This window comes from Capnocytophaga canis, from assembly GCF_000827555.1.
Lineage (GTDB): Bacteria > Bacteroidota > Bacteroidia > Flavobacteriales > Flavobacteriaceae > Capnocytophaga > Capnocytophaga canis.
The window spans coordinates 25,805-43,506 of the sequence record NZ_CDOI01000134.1 but is presented as its reverse complement, the minus strand read 5'-3'; the positions used below and the strand labels follow the sequence as shown (position 1 = coordinate 43,506).

General features: G+C 35.3%; 16 protein-coding genes and 2 tRNA genes. 14 read left to right on the top strand and 4 right to left on the bottom strand.

Annotated features, from left to right (window positions below; all coding sequences use genetic code 11):
* The first annotated feature begins 24 nt into the window (after positions 1-24).
* Genes CCAND38_RS04260 through CCAND38_RS04250 form a run of 3 tightly spaced genes read left to right on the top strand, consistent with a single transcriptional unit; the run spans position 25 to position 2,673 of the window.
* Entirely contained in the window at positions 25-837 is an 813-nt protein-coding gene (locus CCAND38_RS04260; RefSeq protein WP_042344016.1) for an RHS repeat domain-containing protein, read from the top strand.
* A 22-nt stretch (positions 838-859) separates the two neighbouring features.
* Positions 860-1,216, top strand: a complete 357-nt coding sequence (locus tag CCAND38_RS04255; protein ID WP_042008335.1) for an SPOR domain-containing protein — start codon at positions 860-862, stop codon at positions 1,214-1,216.
* Between the two features lie 17 nt (positions 1,217-1,233).
* Complete coding sequence (locus CCAND38_RS04250; protein ID WP_042344015.1) at positions 1,234-2,673, top strand: sensor histidine kinase; 1,440 nt, start codon at positions 1,234-1,236, stop codon at positions 2,671-2,673.
* Positions 2,674-2,785: 112 nt separating this feature from the next.
* Here CCAND38_RS04250 and CCAND38_RS04245 read toward each other — a convergent pair whose 3' ends face one another.
* On the bottom strand, positions 2,786-3,424 hold the full coding sequence (locus CCAND38_RS04245; protein WP_369800751.1) for a lysozyme family protein: 639 nt from the start codon (positions 3,422-3,424) through the stop codon (positions 2,786-2,788).
* A 427-nt stretch (positions 3,425-3,851) separates the two neighbouring features.
* Here CCAND38_RS04245 and CCAND38_RS04240 point away from each other — a divergent pair, with 427 nt between their 5' ends.
* From CCAND38_RS04240 to CCAND38_RS04205, 8 genes are all read left to right on the top strand, one after another.
* Positions 3,852-5,795 carry an OmpA family protein gene (locus tag CCAND38_RS04240; RefSeq protein WP_500681093.1) on the top strand — a complete coding sequence of 648 codons (1,944 nt, stop codon included), beginning with the start codon at positions 3,852-3,854 and terminating at the stop codon, positions 5,793-5,795.
* 304 nt (positions 5,796-6,099) lie between these two features.
* Complete coding sequence (argS, locus tag CCAND38_RS04235; RefSeq protein ID WP_042344012.1) at positions 6,100-7,887, top strand: arginine--tRNA ligase; 1,788 nt, start codon at positions 6,100-6,102, stop codon at positions 7,885-7,887.
* 121 nt (positions 7,888-8,008) lie between these two features.
* Positions 8,009-8,081 (top strand) — tRNA-Gly (locus CCAND38_RS04230).
* 21 nt (positions 8,082-8,102) lie between these two features.
* Positions 8,103-8,188 (top strand) — tRNA-Leu (locus tag CCAND38_RS04225).
* A 388-nt stretch (positions 8,189-8,576) separates the two neighbouring features.
* On the top strand, positions 8,577-8,999 hold the full coding sequence (locus tag CCAND38_RS04220; RefSeq protein WP_042008327.1) for a SufE family protein: 423 nt from the start codon (positions 8,577-8,579) through the stop codon (positions 8,997-8,999).
* Positions 9,000-9,001: 2 nt separating this feature from the next.
* Complete coding sequence (locus CCAND38_RS04215; RefSeq protein ID WP_042344011.1) at positions 9,002-9,325, top strand: DUF59 domain-containing protein; 324 nt, start codon at positions 9,002-9,004, stop codon at positions 9,323-9,325.
* Positions 9,326-9,328: 3 nt separating this feature from the next.
* Positions 9,329-9,841, top strand: a complete 513-nt coding sequence (locus tag CCAND38_RS04210) for a DUF2480 family protein (protein WP_042344010.1) — start codon at positions 9,329-9,331, stop codon at positions 9,839-9,841.
* Between the two features lie 27 nt (positions 9,842-9,868).
* The gene (locus CCAND38_RS04205; RefSeq protein WP_042005384.1) at positions 9,869-10,714 is read left to right on the top strand and encodes a DUF3078 domain-containing protein; all 846 of its coding nucleotides are present in this window, start codon (positions 9,869-9,871) and stop codon (positions 10,712-10,714) included.
* A gap of 71 nt (positions 10,715-10,785) precedes the next feature.
* On the opposite strand, the gene CCAND38_RS04200 is transcribed toward CCAND38_RS04205, so the two are convergent.
* The 3 genes from CCAND38_RS04200 to CCAND38_RS04190 all read right to left on the bottom strand — a co-directional run bounded on the left by CCAND38_RS04200 (position 10,786) and on the right by CCAND38_RS04190 (position 14,012).
* The gene (locus tag CCAND38_RS04200) at positions 10,786-11,928 is read right to left on the bottom strand and encodes an aminotransferase class I/II-fold pyridoxal phosphate-dependent enzyme (RefSeq protein WP_042344009.1); all 1,143 of its coding nucleotides are present in this window, start codon (positions 11,926-11,928) and stop codon (positions 10,786-10,788) included.
* Between the two features lie 94 nt (positions 11,929-12,022).
* Positions 12,023-12,559 (bottom strand): SanA/YdcF family protein, encoded by a 537-nt coding sequence (locus CCAND38_RS04195; RefSeq protein WP_262481999.1) that lies wholly within the window; start codon positions 12,557-12,559, stop codon positions 12,023-12,025.
* Between the two features lie 289 nt (positions 12,560-12,848).
* Positions 12,849-14,012, bottom strand: coding sequence for a sigma-54-dependent transcriptional regulator (locus CCAND38_RS04190; protein ID WP_042005387.1), 1,164 nt, complete (start codon positions 14,010-14,012; stop codon positions 12,849-12,851).
* A gap of 209 nt (positions 14,013-14,221) precedes the next feature.
* On the opposite strand from CCAND38_RS04190, the gene CCAND38_RS04185 reads away from it, so the two are divergent.
* The 3 genes from CCAND38_RS04185 to rsmI all read left to right on the top strand — a co-directional run bounded on the left by CCAND38_RS04185 (position 14,222) and on the right by rsmI (position 17,294).
* Positions 14,222-14,683, top strand: a complete 462-nt coding sequence (locus CCAND38_RS04185; protein WP_042344007.1) for a septal ring lytic transglycosylase RlpA family protein — start codon at positions 14,222-14,224, stop codon at positions 14,681-14,683.
* 92 nt (positions 14,684-14,775) lie between these two features.
* The gene (locus CCAND38_RS11345) at positions 14,776-16,629 is read left to right on the top strand and encodes a DUF8457 domain-containing protein (protein WP_052458115.1); all 1,854 of its coding nucleotides are present in this window, start codon (positions 14,776-14,778) and stop codon (positions 16,627-16,629) included.
* The gene (gene rsmI / locus CCAND38_RS04175) at positions 16,626-17,294 is read left to right on the top strand and encodes a 16S rRNA (cytidine(1402)-2'-O)-methyltransferase (RefSeq protein ID WP_042344006.1); all 669 of its coding nucleotides are present in this window, start codon (positions 16,626-16,628) and stop codon (positions 17,292-17,294) included. The genes CCAND38_RS11345 and rsmI overlap by 4 nt, the downstream gene beginning before the upstream one ends.
* The last annotated feature ends 408 nt before the right edge of the window (positions 17,295-17,702 follow it).

Genomic DNA, 17,702 nt, shown 5'->3' with positions numbered 1-17,702 from the left:
TTTTGCCTAAAATACTAAAAAACTATGAAAAAAATCACGCTTCTATTGGTGTTTCTCGTCAACGGAATTGCTTTAGCGTTAGCACAACCTAAAGAAACTCATTGGCAGACTGCGAAACTTAAAGGTAAAGTGAAATCGGTTATTTCCATTGAACGTTCTATAGAAAACAGTCAGGCTTCTTCTTCGTTCAAAACATCATTCACAAACGAGGGTTTTGTGACGGAAATTAATGCATTTGACGCACAGAATAAACAGATGATGCGAGTAGAGTTTGATTATGATTCAAAAAAGAATCAGACTGAAATTCGCAGTTTTTCCGAAGAAGGAAAAATGTACATGAAGTTAGTTGCTGTGTTTGATGCCAAAGGAAACAAGATTGAAGATACTACTTTTGAAGGAGAACAGCCTGTACAATATGGCAAATATCTGTATGATGAAAAGAGAAATTTGGTAGAGAAAAATTTATGTCTAACAGATGAAATGTGTGTTGAAAAACAAACATATGTGTACGATTCTAAAGGAAACAAAACCGAAGAAATTATTTTAAATCCTGAGGGAGATATAGTGTACAAAACACTATTTTCTTACGATAAAAAAGGAAATGTTACTGAGGTACGTCAATTCGAAGGAGGAAGTAAATTTGTTGCTAAGATAAACTACACCTATGACAAACATGATAACCCAACGTCCTCTTTGTCTTATGATGCTGAAAATAAATTGGTTGAGCAGACAAACTCTTCCTATATTTATGACAAAAAAGGAAATTGGATAAAGAAAACTATCTCGAAAGAGGGACGTGAAATTTACGTATCAGAACAAAAAATTGAATATTACTAGAGGAAAATATATTACAGAAATTATGAATCAGAAAAGAAATATTTTAGGGTTTGTTTTTGCATTTTTTGTATCGTTTGCTTATTCGCAAGTGGTTGTAAATCAAAATGATAATATTACTGAAATAATGGAACTGAAAAAAGACGTCGCAAAAAACGAAGTTCTTTTCCAAATTCAAATCTATAACGGCACTATTTCAGGAGCTAACGAAACTATGAAGTCCGCTAAAGAGCAATACAAGATGCCACTTTTCTTAGTTTTTGAAACTCCAAACTACAAAGTACGTTTAGGAAGTTTCAGAACTCGTTTAGAAGCAGAAAAAAACTTAATTGAGATAAGGAAGGTATATCCCGCAGCCTTTGTTATGTCTCCTAAAAAATAGGTAACTCCTTTTTAGGCATGTTAAAAAAAGATTCGCTTCGATTTCGTATATTTTTGAGTATGACCTTTTTGGTTGTAATTGCTTTTGCTGCCATTGCGGTTGTAATGGTGTTCCAATACCGAAAACAGGCGGAAGAATATCATATTGAGCGGCTTATAGACAAAGAAAATCAAATTAAAACGCAAATCCAATATGTACTTTCACAAACCACTTATCCGGTGGAAACGGCTTATGTTCCGTTGATTTTTAGGGAATCTATATACAACATTGCCAATATTTTAAATGTTAATTTTGACTTATACGACCTTAATGGAAGTCTTTTGAAAAGTTCCCGTGCTGTAATTGATAGTAAGGATACGCTCAGTATTCCCACCCCTGTTTTGAAACAGTTAGCCTCCACTTTGAATAAACGACTTTCCGAACATCATTATCTTGAAGATGGGAGGGGATACCAAAATTCCTACACCTATGTAACGGATCTCCAATTCAAACCCATTGCAGTACTCAGCATTCCTCATTTTGAAGACGACACATTTAATGAAAAAGCTCTCCAAGGCTCACTTTATAATATATCTTTAGTCTATTTTTCTTTATTGGTGTTAGCTTTAGGATTTGCTTATTTCATTTCGAGTTATATTACCAAATCCCTAAAAACGATTGAGAATCGTTTGGAGAAGACTCGATTACTGGAGCGTAATGAAAAAATCATACTGAAATCACCGAGTACTGAAATTGGACAGTTGGTGGGGGCTTATAATAGTATGATTGACGAAATTGAACGTAGTAAGGTATTGTTGGCAAAATCCGAACGGGAACAAGCATGGCGTGAAATGGCGAAACAGGTTGCCCACGAAATCAAAAATCCGCTGACTCCCATGCGACTCTCCGTACAGAGTTTTCAACGTCGATTTGATCCTAATGACCCCGAAGTAAGGGATAAAACCAATGAGTTTTGCGAATCACTCGTTCAACAAGTTGATATTCTGAGTAATATTTCTTCGGCATTTTCAGCCTTAACTAATATGCCTGCGAAGCAAGAGGAGTTTTTCAATGCTGTTCCTGTGGTAAAACGAACCTTGGATATTTTTGATTCGAAACATATTTCTTTCATTACCACCGATGAGCATATTTCTTTATTATTTGATAAAGATCAATTGGTTCGTGTGGTAACTAATTTAGTCAAAAATGCTATTCAAGCTACTGAAAACAAAGAAAATCCAAGGATTGTTGTTTCTCTGAGTAAAAAAGAATTTCAAGTAGAACTTACGGTGAGTGACAATGGTGTAGGCATTCCAACCGCTGACCAAGAAAAAATTTTTGAACCTCAATTTACTACCAAAACAGGAGGTACAGGTTTAGGCTTAGCCATGGTCAAAAGTATCATCACAGCTGCAAATGGATCTATCAAAATTCAATCACAGGTAGGTAAGGGGAGTACGTTTATTGTTCATCTTTAAGTGTTTTCTTGTACCTTATGCTGTTTTGATAAATGGTTGTAACTCAACTTCAAATTGATGTAATTACTATTGAACCCTAAAATAGGATAGTTCTATTTTTAGCAGACATGTATCAGAATCTGGGTCTTTCCTCTGGAATTATATCTGTCACATCATAATCGGCAAAATTTCGTAAATAGTTTTGTAGCGTTGTACCGTTAGCATCGGCGAAGGAGTAATTACCTTTACGTTTAAAGTATTGTTTCACACTTTGCGCTCCTGCTAAATGGGCAGCCGCTAAAATCCCAGATTCTGTGATGTTTATGCCATTTATTTTCTTACCCACAAAAAGATCTATTTCTTCGCGTAAAACCCATTTGTTTCTTTTTATACTCAATGTGAACAATCGTTCTTGTTGCTCAGGAGAATTCAAAAATTCATAAGTGTCTGTAACTCCGTAGAATCGTAATGCAGATTTCCCGAATTGGTATTTACCCATATATCCAAACGGATTTACTACAAAATAATTGCCTCTTGACTCTCTGTAAGCTAAAGCCTCTTTGAATCCGACAAATGTTCTACCAATAAAAGGAGGGGTTACTTGCTCTTTGAGCTCCGACTCAGGGGGAATAACAACCAATAAAGGTTCTTTCACTATAAAATCCTTGTGGATACTAATTTTTTTAGTACTAACTTCTATGATGGTGAGGGTCATTAGTAAAACGCTCAACATCCCCAATAACATAAATAAATACTTCTTTTTACTTTGTATCATTCTGTCTATTTTATTTAAGACTTATCGTGAATTTGTAGTAAAATTACACTGCTTAAAATTTTCAGGCGGCAAAATTACATCTTTTGTATTGATACACAAGTTTATATGTTATCGAAAAGTTAAAGTAAAAAGAAAACGATAACAAACTTTAACACGCTTATTCAGCTCCCAAGCATAATTTTATACGTCTGTTAAGATTTCTGACACTAAATGTTAATTTATTTTCTGAGCAATCTCAGCAAATAGAGGTAGTTTCTTGTGTTTTTAGCATATTTAGTAGTCATTTGTATGTAAAAAATCGTATATTTGCGGGTGATTCTCAAGTTACTTAATGCGAGAGTTGGGAGAAGATAAAGAATAGCATTACATATCCATTGCTATTTCCTGAGAGTTATGGAATAAATTTGTGAGGAGTACTATGAAGATGAAATTTTTAAAAACCCTTTTGGTGTTTTTTGGTGCACTGTTTTTTGGGTTTTCGCAGACAAAAGAGTTAATAAAAGCTCATAAACTCTATAAAAACTATGATTACGTAGGAGCGATAAAGGCATATGAAAGCATTGCTAAAAAGGGGTTTGTCAACCAAGATTTATTACAAAATTTAGGCAATGCTTACTACTATAATGCTGATTATGAGAGTGCTAATATTTGGTATGAACAACTTTTCTCTAAGGAGGAATATAAGAAATCATCGGAATATTATTATCGATATGCCCAAACACTAAAGTCTGTTGGAAAGTTAGAAGATTCGGATAAGATAATGGATAAATTTGTAGCTATGGTTGGTAAAAGTGACGCTAGAGCTGTCATTTTTAACAAAAATAGGGGCTATCGAAAAGACATAGAGCTTAACTCTAATCGACTCGAATTACAACCATTGAAAATAAATTCCCCAAATTCAGAATATGGAACGGCTTTCTACGGTAAGAAGATTGTATTTTCAAAAAGTTCAGGCCTTTTCAAAGGAAAATCGACATGGACGGGTGATGCTTACTACGATTTATATGAGGCCAAGAGGGATTGTATGAATGTTTCCAAGGTTTCAAAAATGAACAAAATAAACACCCGATTCAATGAATCTACAGCCGTTTTTACCAAAGATGGAAATACAATCTATTTCACACGAAACAACTTCCTCAACAACAAGATAAAAACCAACGGCGATGATACGGTCTTACTCAAAATATTCAAATCCACAAAAGACAAAAACGGAAAATGGAGTAAGGAAAAGGAAATGCCATTCAACAGCAATATTCACAATGTAGCACATCCTGCATTGAGTCCTGATGAGAAATATCTCTATTTTGCTTCGGATATGCGAGGTTCGTTCGGCGCTTCGGATATCTACCGAGTAGAACGCCTTGAAAAAGGAGGCTATGGAAAACCTGAAAATTTAGGCAATGTAGTAAACACTGCTGGTCGGGAATCTTTCCCTTTTGTAAGTAAGGATAACATTCTTTATTATTCATCTGATGGATATCCTGGATTAGGAGGGTTAGACATCTTTGCTGTAAAAATAAACGAAGATGGGTCTTTTTCAAAACCCGTAAACATAGGTGCACCAGCAAATAGCTCTAAGGATGATTTCTGTTTTGTTATTGATAGTGATACAAAAGTGGGATTCTTGACATCCAATCGGGTAGGAGGGAAAGGAAAAGATGATATTTATGCTTTTCAAGAACATAGACCTGTGTCTTTCAGTTGCACAAAAAATATTTCAGGAATCGTAAGAAATGCTACTACACGTGAAATTATCAAAGATGCAGGGCTAGTTTTACGAAATGCTGATGGTAAACCCATTGAAACTAAGCTTTCTGATGTTGACGGGAATTTCTTTTTTGCATATGAGATTGATTGTACAAATGGAAGTACGTTTAATATAAACGCTGAAAAACAAGGTTTTATACCTAAGAAACAGGAAGTTATCATTAAGGAAAAAGACGAGCTATTCTACGAAATTGCATTAACACCTATTGAACGCCGAAAAATAGAAAAAGGAACAGACTTGGCAAAAGTTTTGAAGATTGACAATATTTACTTCAATTACGATAAAGCAGATATTCGCCCCGATGCTGCAGAACAATTGGCAAAAATCGTGGATGTAATGAAGGAGTATCCTACGATGAAAATTGATGTTCGTTTGCATACGGATAGTCGTGGTTCAGATAAGTATAATTTGGCACTCTCCGACCGACGAGCCAAATCAACCATCAAATGGTTGGTGAAGCACGGTATCAAAAAATCACGTATAACTGGTAAAGGCTATGGAGAAACTCAATTGACCAATCACTGTGGTAATGGTGTTAAGTGTTCAGAAGAAGAACATCAGGCAAACCGAAGAAGTGAATTTATTATCATTTCAATGTAATAATAGAGAAGAAAATAAAATATGTGATTATTAATTCATTGTGTTTGTAGTAATTTAAACACCTATTACTTTTATACGGAGTTATCTATGCGTTTTGGAATATACAGAATTTTTAAAATTCCGTATCTTAGTTTCTTCGTTTAAGCATCCAAAATATACAAAAATGATCGTTGTCAGTCAGAAATAGTGAAAAAAAATGCTTTTGAGCATTCAGTCTACCGATTGTAATTTTTATAAATATGGCAAAGCATCATATCTTAAAAATCATTACCTTTGCCTCCATAATTAATTTTTGTTTACACCCATGCTAGATCTACAAGATATTTTAAAACAACATACACAAAAGGCTGTTGAGCAACTTTTTAGTGTTCAACTCGAAAACATTGAACTTCAGCAGACTAAAAAAGAGTTTGAAGGCGACATTACTATTGTAATTTTTCCGATGTTACGTCAGATTAAAGGAAATCCTGAACAAATTGGACAACAAATCGGGACTTTTCTGCAAGAAAATGTAAAAGAGGTAGAGAGCTTCAATGTAATCAAAGGATTTTTGAATTTAGTAATTTCGGATTCTTATTACATTGATTTTCTGAAAAGTATAGAAAACGAAACCCATTTTGGCTTGGCTAAGCCCAATTCCAAAAAGACCATAATGGTTGAATATTCATCACCTAACACCAACAAACCCTTGCACTTGGGGCATATTCGCAATAACTTGTTAGGATATTCAGTCGCTGAAATTCTAAAAGCAGCCGGACATAAAGTATATAAAACTCAGATAATCAACGACAGAGGGATACACATCTGTAAATCAATGATTGCTTGGCAACGTTTTGGCAATGGCGAAACGCCTGAAAATTCAGGACTTAAAGGCGATAAACTTGTCGGGAATTACTATGTAGCTTTCGATAAAGCGTATAAATCTGAAATTGAACAACTTATTTCAGAAGGAAAAACCAAAGAAGAAGCTGAAAAACAAGCACCCATATTTTTGGAAGCACAAGAAATGCTTCGAAAATGGGAGGCCGGAGACGAGCAAGTTATTTCCCTTTGGAAAGAAATGAATCAGTGGGTTTACAACGGATTTTCAACTACTTACAAAAATTTAGGTGTCGATTTCGATTCATACTACTACGAAAGTGACACATATTTATTAGGAAAAGACATCATCGAAGAAGGCTTACAAAAAGGTGTTTTCTTTAAGAAGGAAGACGGCTCGGTTTGGTGTGATTTAACCGCTGATGGTTTGGATGAAAAATTAGTGCTTCGCTCTGACGGAACTTCGGTGTACATTACCCAAGATATTGGTACCGCAACCCAACGCGTAAAAGATTATCCTGACGTAAAAGGAATGGTTTATACCGTTGGAAATGAGCAAGATTACCATTTCAAGGTTTTGTTTTTAATTCTGAAGAAATTAGGCTTTGATTGGGCTGAAAATCTGTATCATTTGAGTTACGGAATGGTGGATTTACCAAGCGGAAAGATGAAAAGTCGTGAAGGAACTGTGGTCGATGCCGACGATTTAATTGCAGAAATGGAGCAAACAGCTGAAGAAATTTCGCAAGAATTAGGCAAATTAGACGGATACGATAATAATCAGAAAAAGGAATTGTATCATACCATCGGTTTGGGAGCTCTGAAATACTATATTTTGAAAGTTGACCCCAAAAAACGTATTCTTTTTGACCCAAAAGAATCTATTGACTTTCAAGGCAACACAGGTCCTTTTGTGCAATACACTTATGCCCGAATTAAATCTATCTTACGAAAATACAACGAAATAGAAATCTCAAAATCAGAAAGTCTTTCAATTTCAGAATTACACCCTAAGGAGAAAACGCTTCTTAAAAATATGGCACTTTTCCCCGAAGTTGTGCAAAACGCAGCAGATTCGTACAGCCCTGCGGTCATTGCCAATTATGTGTATGATTTGGTAAAAGATTTCAATTCTTTCTATCAGAATGTATCCATTTTGGGAGAGGAAAATGTAGCAAAAAGAGAGTTTCGGGTGTCGCTTTGTAAAAAAATAAGTGAGATTATTGCATTGGCTTTTGCAATGCTTGGGATACAAGTTCCTGAGAGAATGTAAAATGCTTTTCAGACAGAAAAATATTTTTCAAAAAAAAGAGAAAATATTTGCCAAGTAAAAAAATGTTGTTATCTTTGCACTCGCAATCAGTTAGGGGTTGCTTTTGAAAAATATTGTTCTTGCGAAAATAGCTCAGTTGGTAGAGCGCAACCTTGCCAAGGTTGAGGTCGCGGGTTCGAACCCCGTTTTTCGCTCTTTTATTGCCTTAATAAAGGGCTCGGATGGTGGAATCGGTAGACACGCTGGACTTAAAATCCAGTGGGCAGCAATGCCTGTGCGGGTTCAAGTCCCGCTCCGAGTACAACAAAAAATCGTAATGCTTTTATAGTGAAAGTGTTGCGATTTTTTTATTTCCATTTTTGCTGATATCCATCAAAAAATCAATCATTAAATTTGTAGAACAAGTGAAACAGGGGATGTTTACCAATCCTTGTAAGACGTGATTTATCATTAGTAAAGATGAATCAGAACTCCAAGATATAACTATAATGATTCATAATTTGTTTTTCAAAATCACCAACATAAAAAGTAAAAAATGCTTTAATCTTGAATATTATAAAAAGATTTTTATTGCAGTAAATTAAAAAACAAATGGGTATTACTTACAATTTCTGTATGAAAAGAAAAAATTAAGATTTTTTTAGAATAAAATAAAGATACATTTCTTACATTTGCCCAAATTTTAAAATATGACGATTCAGCAAGTTCAGAATGAGATTATAGAAGAATTTTCATTTTTCGATGATTGGATGCAACGTTATGAATATATGATTGAGCTTGGAAAGTCGCTCCCTTTAATTGATGAGAAATATAAAACGGATGATTATCTGATTAAAGGATGTCAAAGCAAAGTGTGGCTTTTTGCTGATTTTGAGGATGGTAAAGTAAAATTCACTGCCGACAGCGATGCAATCATTACTAAAGGAATCATAGCATTGTTAATACGTGTTCTTTCAAATCAGAAACCGAAAGATATTGTTGAGGCTCCGTTGGATTTTATTGAAAAAATTGGGTTAAAAGAGCATCTTTCGCCAACACGAGCTAATGGATTGGTTAGTATGCTTGAGCAAATGAAACGATATGCTTTTGTATATCAACTAAAAGAATCATAATTATGTCAAATATTATAAATACCGAAGACTTAGGCGAAAAAATCGTTGATATGCTCAAAACGATTTATGATCCAGAGATTCCTGTTGATATCTATGAATTGGGACTCATATATGACGTTTTTGTCAATGAGAATTACGATGTAAAAATATTGATGACCCTCACGACTCCTAATTGTCCTGTGGCAGAAGTATTACCTCAGGAGGTACAAGAAAAAGTTAAGAGTATAGATGAAATCAATGAGGTGGAGGTGGAAATTACTTTTGATCCACCTTGGCATCAGGATATGATGAGTGAGGTTGCAAAATTAGAACTAGGATTTTTGTAAGATTTGACAGAAGAAATCGTAAATAGAGTAACTAAAAGTGCGTTGGAAATCTTCGACTTGGAAGATTATTACCCAAATGAAAGACGTTTACTGCTTGACATTAAGGAATTCCTTCATGAGGGATTTATTCTCAGAGAAAAGGAATTTAGAGAGGCTTTGGACAGCTACTCGTGGGAAACGTATGAAAACGCTTATGTAGCGATATATTGCTCCACCGAAGCTATTTTACCGGCGTGGACGTTTATCCTTATCGCATCAAAGTTACAGCCTTATGCAAAGAAAATTGTACAAGGTGATTTGCAGAATTTGGAGGTAGCTATTTTTCAGGATATTATAGCAGGGGTGGATATCTCCTATTTAATGGACAAGCCTGTGATAGTGAAGGGTTGTTCAAAAAAACCTATCCCCGAAGAAGCATATGTCATGGCGGTGCAACGTATTCAGCCCATAGCTCGAAGCGTCATGTTCGGGGAAGCGTGTTCAGCAGTGCCTATTTACAAGAGAAAAAATATGTAACATTTTTAAAATTAATTATAACAAACAATGAAAAAACTTTTATTATCGGTTTTATGCTTATCTTCATTAAGCATTTTTGCACAAAACGAAGAGTCAAATTGGAAAAGGGGAGGTAATGCTTCTTTGATGTTTAACCAAGCTGCATTCAATAACGAATGGACAGGAGGAGGAACAAGCAACGTTGCGGCAAATTTGGCTATCAGCTATGCTGTTAACTACAAAAAAGATGCATGGACATGGGATAACAACTTCTTCATTGACTACGGTATCACAAAGTTGAAAAATGATGAGTTTGCAAGAAAAATCAATGACCGTTTTGAAATTAATTCATTATTAGGTAGACAAGCATCAGAGTTTTGGTATTATTCACTTTTTATGAATTTTAAAACACAGTTGAGCAATGGATATAAGTATTCTGCTTCTGACAAAACACTTATAAACAGATTTTTATCTCCTGGTTACTTCCAGTTAGGGCCTGGTATGTTGTGGAAAAAAAGCGATAATTTAAAAGTGAATCTTGCTCCTGCAACATTAAAAGTGACTTCTGCAAGAAAGCAATTTACAAATTATGTTGATAGTTTTTACGGGGTGAAAAGAGGTAAAAATTTCAATTACGAGCTGGGTCTTGCTGTTGGAGGATATGCTAAATTCAATTTAATGGATAACGTTTCTATGGAGAATATCTTGAATTTGTATAGCAACTATTTAGACAAACCACAAAATATAGACATAGACTACACTGCTAATTTGGTGATGACTATTAACAAATATTTATCGGCGAACTTTACTTTCCAAGCGATTTATGATGATAACGCTGTAAAAGGATTCCAAGTTCGTGAAGTATTAGGTTTAGGAGTTAACTACAAGTTATAATATTCTATTAAAAGATTTGCAAAATGAGGCACTCGAATTCGATTTGCCTCATTTTCATTTTACTAGGAACCCTAACACAATTCATTTAAGTATAAGATGTTGTTTACGAGATTCAGAATTTCTTCCTCTGTGTTAAAACTATGTAGGCAAATTCGTAGGCGTTCCTCTCCTTTTGGAATGGTAGGGGAGAGTATAGGCATCACGCCAAAACCTTTATTTTGAAGTTGTTCAGCTACCGATTTCACAAAATCATTCCCTGATACAATCATCGCTTGGATTGAAGAGTCAGAATGAATAAATGAATAATTTTTTTTGTGTTTTTCTAAGGTATTTTTGAAAAGAGAAATGTTTTCCTGTAATTTTTTAATATGTGTTGTTTTTTTTAATTGCCTATATCCTGCTACAATATGAGCAACACTCTGTGGAGGCATTGCTGTAGTATAAATCAGTGAACGGGCGAAATTTATTAAATAATCTTTTACTACCCCAGAGGAAAGTATAGCAGCTCCGTGACATCCTAAGGCTTTTCCATAGGTTACGATACGAGCGAATACTCGATTCTCCAACCCCAGATGTTGTACCAAGCCACAACCAAATTGACCGAAAACTCCTAAAGCATGAGCCTCATCCACAATTAGGAAGGCTCCATACTGCTCACATAGTTCTGTCATTTTTAATAAATCAGGAGAATCTCCATCCATTGAAAAAACAGATTCGGTGGCTACAAAAGTAGTTTGTTTGGAAGAAGAAAATTTCTTGAGGAGTTTTTCCAAATCGGATAAATCATTATGTTTAAATTTGTATGATTTTGTCAATCCCAACGAAATTCCATCACGAATGGAAGCGTGTATATAACTGTCATACAACATAATATCATTCCGTTGAGGAATACATGAGAAAAAACCAACATTAGCATCATAACCCGAATTAAATAACAAAGCACTTTCCGAATTGTGAAATTTAGTAATCTCATTTTCAGCAACTTCATACAATGAATGATTCCCTGACAGTAAGCGAGACCCTGTTGCCCCGTGTTGCCATTTTTGTTCAGCTAATATTTTTTCTACTTCGGCATGAATTGCTTTTGACGAGGCAAAGCCAATGTAGTCATTGGAGAAAAAATCTATTGTGAACAAATTGTCTTTAAGTGTCCGAAAGGCATTATCTGCTTTTCTATCCGCTATTTTTTTATGTATATGCTCAGGAATACGCATCTAATTAAGTTGAATATGAATGTAACACCATTAATTTTTGAATGGACAACAAAAGTAAGCGAAAAGTTTAATTTCTACAATTGCTTGTAAATTTTTATGGTATTTCAATTTTTTCTCCTAAAAATTTTGGTGTAACACCAAACAAAAGATCTATGAAGAGTTTTGTTCTGGCTAAATATTCACGAATTTGGGTTTTAAAGCCTAAATGTGTAGGCAAATCTTTGGCATTAAATCCAATGGCATCTATATTATTTTTCAGAGCGATATAAATAGCCCGTTCATTATGAAATTTTTGTGAAATAATGGTAATTTTTTCTTGTCCAAAGATAATCTTGGCTCTTACTACTGAATCCAAGGTTCTGAAACCAGCATAATCTAAAAAAATACATTCTTCGGGAATTCCTCTTTCAATCAAAGCTTCTTTAAAGGCTTGTGGTTCATTGTAATTACTATTGTTGTTATCGCCACTCACCAAGACATAATCAATTTTCTTAGCTTCAAATAAGGCTAGTGTAGCGTCAATCCGATATGTAAAATAAGGGTTCTCGGCTCCGTTAGAAAGTTTTGGGATTGTTCCTAAAACTAACCCTACTTTATTGTGTGGAATCTCATATAAGTTATTGTATGTCATGTTTTTAGTTCTTTTTACAATAGTTGTATTACACATGAGAATACCTAAAAAAAGTAGTAAAGCTGAAAAAACAACCCATTCGAGTACTTTTTTTATTTTGAAAGAAGAAAAGTATGTAGAAAATGTTTTTTTCATGATTGATAGACGTTTTATCATAGGCGTTCCTACACTAATGATTCGAAAAATACAATTCACCTACAGCCAGATATAACTCAACTGTTAACTTCTATGAAGATTAGAGATAATGGATCACATCATCAACTTAGATTCTCTTATATTGGGTTTGTTGCTACTTTCCTGCAAAAATTTTGACATCTGTTTCTGAGATTTCTTTGCCTCCTAAAATAATAAGTCGTTCTACCACATTTCTCAATTCACGTATGTTTCCTGTCCAATCTTGTTCTTTGAGTAAATTGATGGCTTTTGTACTGAATTTTTTAGGTGAAATTCCCTGTTCTTCGGCAATTTTTTGAGAAAAATGCTCTACCAGCAGAGGGATGTCATCACGACGTTCGTTCAATGACGGTACTCTGATCAGGATTACTGCCAATCGATGGTACAAATCCTCGCGGAAGCGACCTTCGGCAATTTCTTTTTTCAAATCTTTGTTTGTGGCAGCAATGATACGAACATCCACATTGATATCCTTGTCGCTCCCCACGCGTGAAATTTTGTTTTCTTGCAATGCACGTAGCACTTTTGCTTGAGCTGAAAGACTCATATCACCAATTTCATCTAGAAAAATAGTTCCATTATGGGCAGCCTCAAATTTTCCAGCACGGTCCTTCACCGCAGATGTGAAAGCTCCCTTTATATGTCCAAAAAGTTCACTTTCAATAAGTTCTGAAGGTATGGCAGCGCAGTTTACTTCCACCATTGGCGCTTCGCTTCTTTCGCTTTTTTCATGTAGAGCATGAGCTACAAGTTCTTTTCCTGTTCCGTTGGATCCAGTGATCAGAACTCGAGCTTCAGTGGGTGCTACCTTGTCGATAATCTGGCGGATTTGTTCTAAGGCATCACTCTTGCCAATCATCTCGTAGTTTTTATTAATTTTTTTCTTAAGGCGTTTGTTTTCAATTACTAACTCCTTTTTGTCTAAAGCATTTCGAACAGTGTTAAGTAGGCGATTTAAATCGGGAGGCTTGGAAATATAGTCATAAGCCCCCAACTTCATTGCATTTACGGCGGTTTCCAAATCTCCATGGCCTGAAATCATTACAAAAGGGATTTCAGGCTTTATTTTTTTAGCTTCGGTCAGCACCTCCATACCATCGAATTTTGGCATCTTAATGTCGCATAAGACCAAATCAAAATCGTCTTTTTTTATTTTTTCAAGTCCTTCCAATCCGTCTGGAGCTTCTTCAATTTCATAGTCTTTACTTTCCTCCATGAGTATTTTTCCAAGCACTCGACGGATGGCAGCTTCATCTTCAATGATTAATATTTTAGACATAGGGTCAATATTTTTTGCGAAAGATACGTTTTTATTCGTAAAAAGCAACGGTTTTTAGAATTTTTAATATTCGTAAAAAGGAAAATTGGAAAATAATATAAGTTTGTTTTTCAGTGAAATATATATAATAAACAGATGTTTTATTGATTTTTATTTATGATAAATTTAGTATTTTCTTATCTTTGCGATAATAATCAAAATAATCAATAATGAAAAATAAACGTATTTTAGTTATTTTAGGAAGTTTACTTCTAGTGGCCTTTTTGTTTCAATCTTGTGGAGGAACCAAGAGAGCTAAGCACTCGTCTCATGCATCACAACGTAAAACAATTTCGCACACTTCAAAGTCAAAAACTTCTGTGGAGACAGGAATTTACAAACGGAATGTGGTGGCTGCATACTATCACGACAAGTTCAATGGTCGAAAAACAGCAAGTGGAGCTATTTTTGACAATAATAAACAAACTACAGCACATCGAAATTTGCCTTTCGGGACGCAATTGAAAGTTACCAATCGAGTGAATGGAAAATGGGTGTATGTAGTAGTTAATGACCGAGGTCCTTTTACAAAAGGAAGAGAACTTGATATGTCAAAAAAGGCGTGGATGAGTATTACACATGACACAAAAATAGGATTATTAGATGTTGATATAGAGATAGTTAAAAATTGATTAACGGACATTTAAGAATATATTATTTGATAATGACACATATTATTTGTACCTTTGAAGCAAGTTTTTTAAATTGATCAAAAATATACGTCATGAAGGAGCAATTAGAAAGAGAGATACGCATACTCGCTCAAAATATCGTTAATTCCGTGGGAAGTTGGGATTTAGTTTTTTTAAAGAAAGAAGCTGAGAAGTTGCATGAAAAGATAACGATATTGAGTTTTGTTGAAAAATATTACGTTACCTTAGGTGTTACAGAAGGTAGAATGGATTATACGATGCGAAAAGTCGCTAATTTCATTGAGGAACACCAAGATGACGAAGATATTTTCGCTGTTCCTCCTCAATATTCTGAGCCTATAGCTACTCCTGCTTCATCGAAAGTGGAGAGAACTCAACACACCGAAGATCCCGTTCAAGTTCAGTCTGATTCTACGGTCGCAGAACATGCCATACAACCTCAAGAAAATAAATTTGCAGAACCTGTTTGGAGTAAGAATCTTGAGTGGGCGAAACCTGAACCAAATGAACAACCCGCAGAGAATCAATCATACGCTACCGAAATAGTACAATTATCTGAAAAACAAGAGGTTCTTCCAGAGGAATCTGTTAAAGATCATTATGCAGATTGGACAAAACGCTTTCAAGAAGACGAACCTACGAATGTTCAATCACATGAGACAGAGACAGTGCAACCTGTTCAAACACAAGAGATTCTTCCCGAGGAGCCTGTACGTGATCATTATGCAGATTGGGGAAAACGCTTTCAAGAGGACGAACCTACGGACGCTCACCCTCATGAAACAGAGGTAGTAGAGTCTGTTGAATCACAAGAAGTTCTTCCAGAGGAACCTGTACGTGATCATTATGCAGATTGGGGAAAACGCTTTCAAGAAGATGAGTCTACGGATGTTCAGTCACATATGACAGAGGTGCCACAGCCTGTTGAGAAACAAGAGTTTACTCCTGAAGAGCCTGTACGTGATCATTATGCAGATTGGGGAAAACGCTTTCAAGAAGATGAATCTACGGATGTTCAGTCACATATGACAGAGGTGCCACAGCCTGTTGAAAAACAGGAGTTTACTCCTGAAGAACCTGTGCGAAACCACCATATCGAATGGGCAAAACCCGCACAATTGCAACAATCCGTTGAGGAAGAAGAGCAGTATACAGGATTTCAATCGCAGTTTCCTGAAACAGAATCCGTTGCCGAAACAAAAGAAGTTTCTTCCGAAGAGCCTGTACGAGATCACTATTCTGATTGGACAAAACCCGTAGAAACAGCACAACAATCAGATGTTCAGCCGAATCCTACAACGATGGAGCAATCAACAGAAGTTCCGTTTGAAGAATCTCCACAGGATTACCATATTGAATGGGCAACACCAGCGCAGGAAGAACAACAGGTTGATTTTCAGTCCTATTTTGTGCAACAAGAGCAGCAGGAGCGACAAGAGGAAATTCAGCAAATTTTAGAAACTCCTGTGGTGCAAGAGCCTGTATTACCAACAGTAAATGAAACGAACGAGAGTAAAAACGAGTCTGTCATAGATTCCATATTCTCTCAAACTCAACAATTAGAATTTGAGAAAAAGGAAGAAAAACCGCGAGAATTGATATTCGAAACACCGCCTACGCAATCATTTGTTGTTGAAAAACGAGAGGATACAGAGGCAAAAACTCCACCATCGTTGAATGACCATCTCGGAAAAAATATGCCAATTGGTTTGAACGACCGCCTAGCATTTATCCGCTATTTGTTTTTAGGCAGTGAAAGTGAGTACAATGCTGTTTTGCAACGATTGAATGAAATGAATAGTATGTCAGAGATCGTACTCTATTTAGAGCAAAATGTCAAACCAATTTACAATCATTGGAAGGGTAAGGATGAGTATGAAGAGCGATTCTTGAAATTGATTCTTAAACGGTTCGAAATCCAATGAGTAAACTATATCTGATTCCTACGCCTATCGGAAATTTGGAGGACATTACTTTACGCGCATTGCGATTACTCAAAGAGGTTGACATGATTTTAGCAGAGGATACTCGTACGAGTTCTAAACTGTTAAAACACTATGATATAGCAACTCCGATGCAGAGCTATCACATGCATAATGAACACAAAGTGGTAGACTATTGGGTACAGCGGATTAAAAACGGCGAAATAGTAGGCCTCATCACTGACGCTGGAACGCCAGGGATTTCTGATCCGGGTTTTCTCTTGACAAGGGCTTGTTTGGAGCAGTGTATTGAAGTTGAATGTTTACCGGGAGCTACAGCTTTTGTCCCTGCTTTGGTTAGTAGCGGTTTGCCTAACGATCGTTTTATTTTTGAAGGGTTTCTGCCCGATAAAAAAGGAAGACAAACCCGATTACAAGCACTTATAGAAGAGAAAAGAACTATGATCTTCTACGTATCTCCACATAAGTTATTGAAAACCATTGATGACTTTATTTCTGTTTTTGGAGAAAGTCGAAAGGCAAGTATTTCGAGGGAACTAACTAAATTACATGAGGAGACTCAACGAGGCACTTTGTCAGAATTGAAATCGTACTACGAGAAGAAATCTCCAAAAGGTGAAATCGTGATGATTGTTCAAGGGAAATAGAATTTTATAGACAACGAAAGTTCACAACCACATCTATTTGATAATGGATGTGGTTTTTTGTTTTTACAGGAGTAGAGAAATGATCTGTTTCATCTTTATTGATGTATCCGTTTTTCTTATCAAATATATCTAACGCCTGTGAGTTAAATAAATGTAAAAATATTGTTAAATGGATATTTTTCATGTTTTGAAAATATTAAACAGGATTTTTTTTGTTTTAAAATGATTTTATTAGTGAAATAATCATGCTGTTTTGCTTTAAAGTGTATGAAATTCTATGAAGTAAAAAATCATGGAAAACTATTCTTACTGATAAAAGTCAGTTTTTTGTCATATACGCAAAACTACAACGTTTTCGTTTAACATATGTATATTTAGATTGGGTATAAATTGATTATTTAATACAAA

What these genes read in the sequence shown, in the direction of transcription:
- CCAND38_RS04260 (WP_042344016.1), top strand. Translation starts at nt 25, where the DNA reads ATGAAAAAAATCACGCTTCTATTGGTGTTTCTCGTCAACGGAATTGCT.
- CCAND38_RS04185 (WP_042344007.1), top strand. Translation starts at nt 14,222, where the DNA reads ATGAAAAATAAACGTATTTTAGTTATTTTAGGAAGTTTACTTCTAGTG.
- CCAND38_RS04215 (WP_042344011.1), top strand. Translation starts at nt 9,002, where the DNA reads ATGTCAAATATTATAAATACCGAAGACTTAGGCGAAAAAATCGTTGAT.
- CCAND38_RS11345 (WP_052458115.1), top strand. Translation starts at nt 14,776, where the DNA reads ATGAAGGAGCAATTAGAAAGAGAGATACGCATACTCGCTCAAAATATC.
- rsmI (WP_042344006.1), top strand. Translation starts at nt 16,626, where the DNA reads ATGAGTAAACTATATCTGATTCCTACGCCTATCGGAAATTTGGAGGAC.
- CCAND38_RS04240 (WP_500681093.1), top strand. Translation starts at nt 3,852, where the DNA reads ATGAAATTTTTAAAAACCCTTTTGGTGTTTTTTGGTGCACTGTTTTTT.
- CCAND38_RS04195 (WP_262481999.1), bottom strand. Translation starts at nt 12,559, where the DNA reads ATGACATACAATAACTTATATGAGATTCCACACAATAAAGTAGGGTTA.
- argS (WP_042344012.1), top strand. Translation starts at nt 6,100, where the DNA reads ATGCTAGATCTACAAGATATTTTAAAACAACATACACAAAAGGCTGTT.
- CCAND38_RS04200 (WP_042344009.1), bottom strand. Translation starts at nt 11,928, where the DNA reads ATGCGTATTCCTGAGCATATACATAAAAAAATAGCGGATAGAAAAGCA.
- CCAND38_RS04190 (WP_042005387.1), bottom strand. Translation starts at nt 14,012, where the DNA reads ATGTCTAAAATATTAATCATTGAAGATGAAGCTGCCATCCGTCGAGTG.
- CCAND38_RS04220 (WP_042008327.1), top strand. Translation starts at nt 8,577, where the DNA reads ATGACGATTCAGCAAGTTCAGAATGAGATTATAGAAGAATTTTCATTT.
- CCAND38_RS04255 (WP_042008335.1), top strand. Translation starts at nt 860, where the DNA reads ATGAATCAGAAAAGAAATATTTTAGGGTTTGTTTTTGCATTTTTTGTA.
- CCAND38_RS04205 (WP_042005384.1), top strand. Translation starts at nt 9,869, where the DNA reads ATGAAAAAACTTTTATTATCGGTTTTATGCTTATCTTCATTAAGCATT.
- CCAND38_RS04250 (WP_042344015.1), top strand. Translation starts at nt 1,234, where the DNA reads ATGTTAAAAAAAGATTCGCTTCGATTTCGTATATTTTTGAGTATGACC.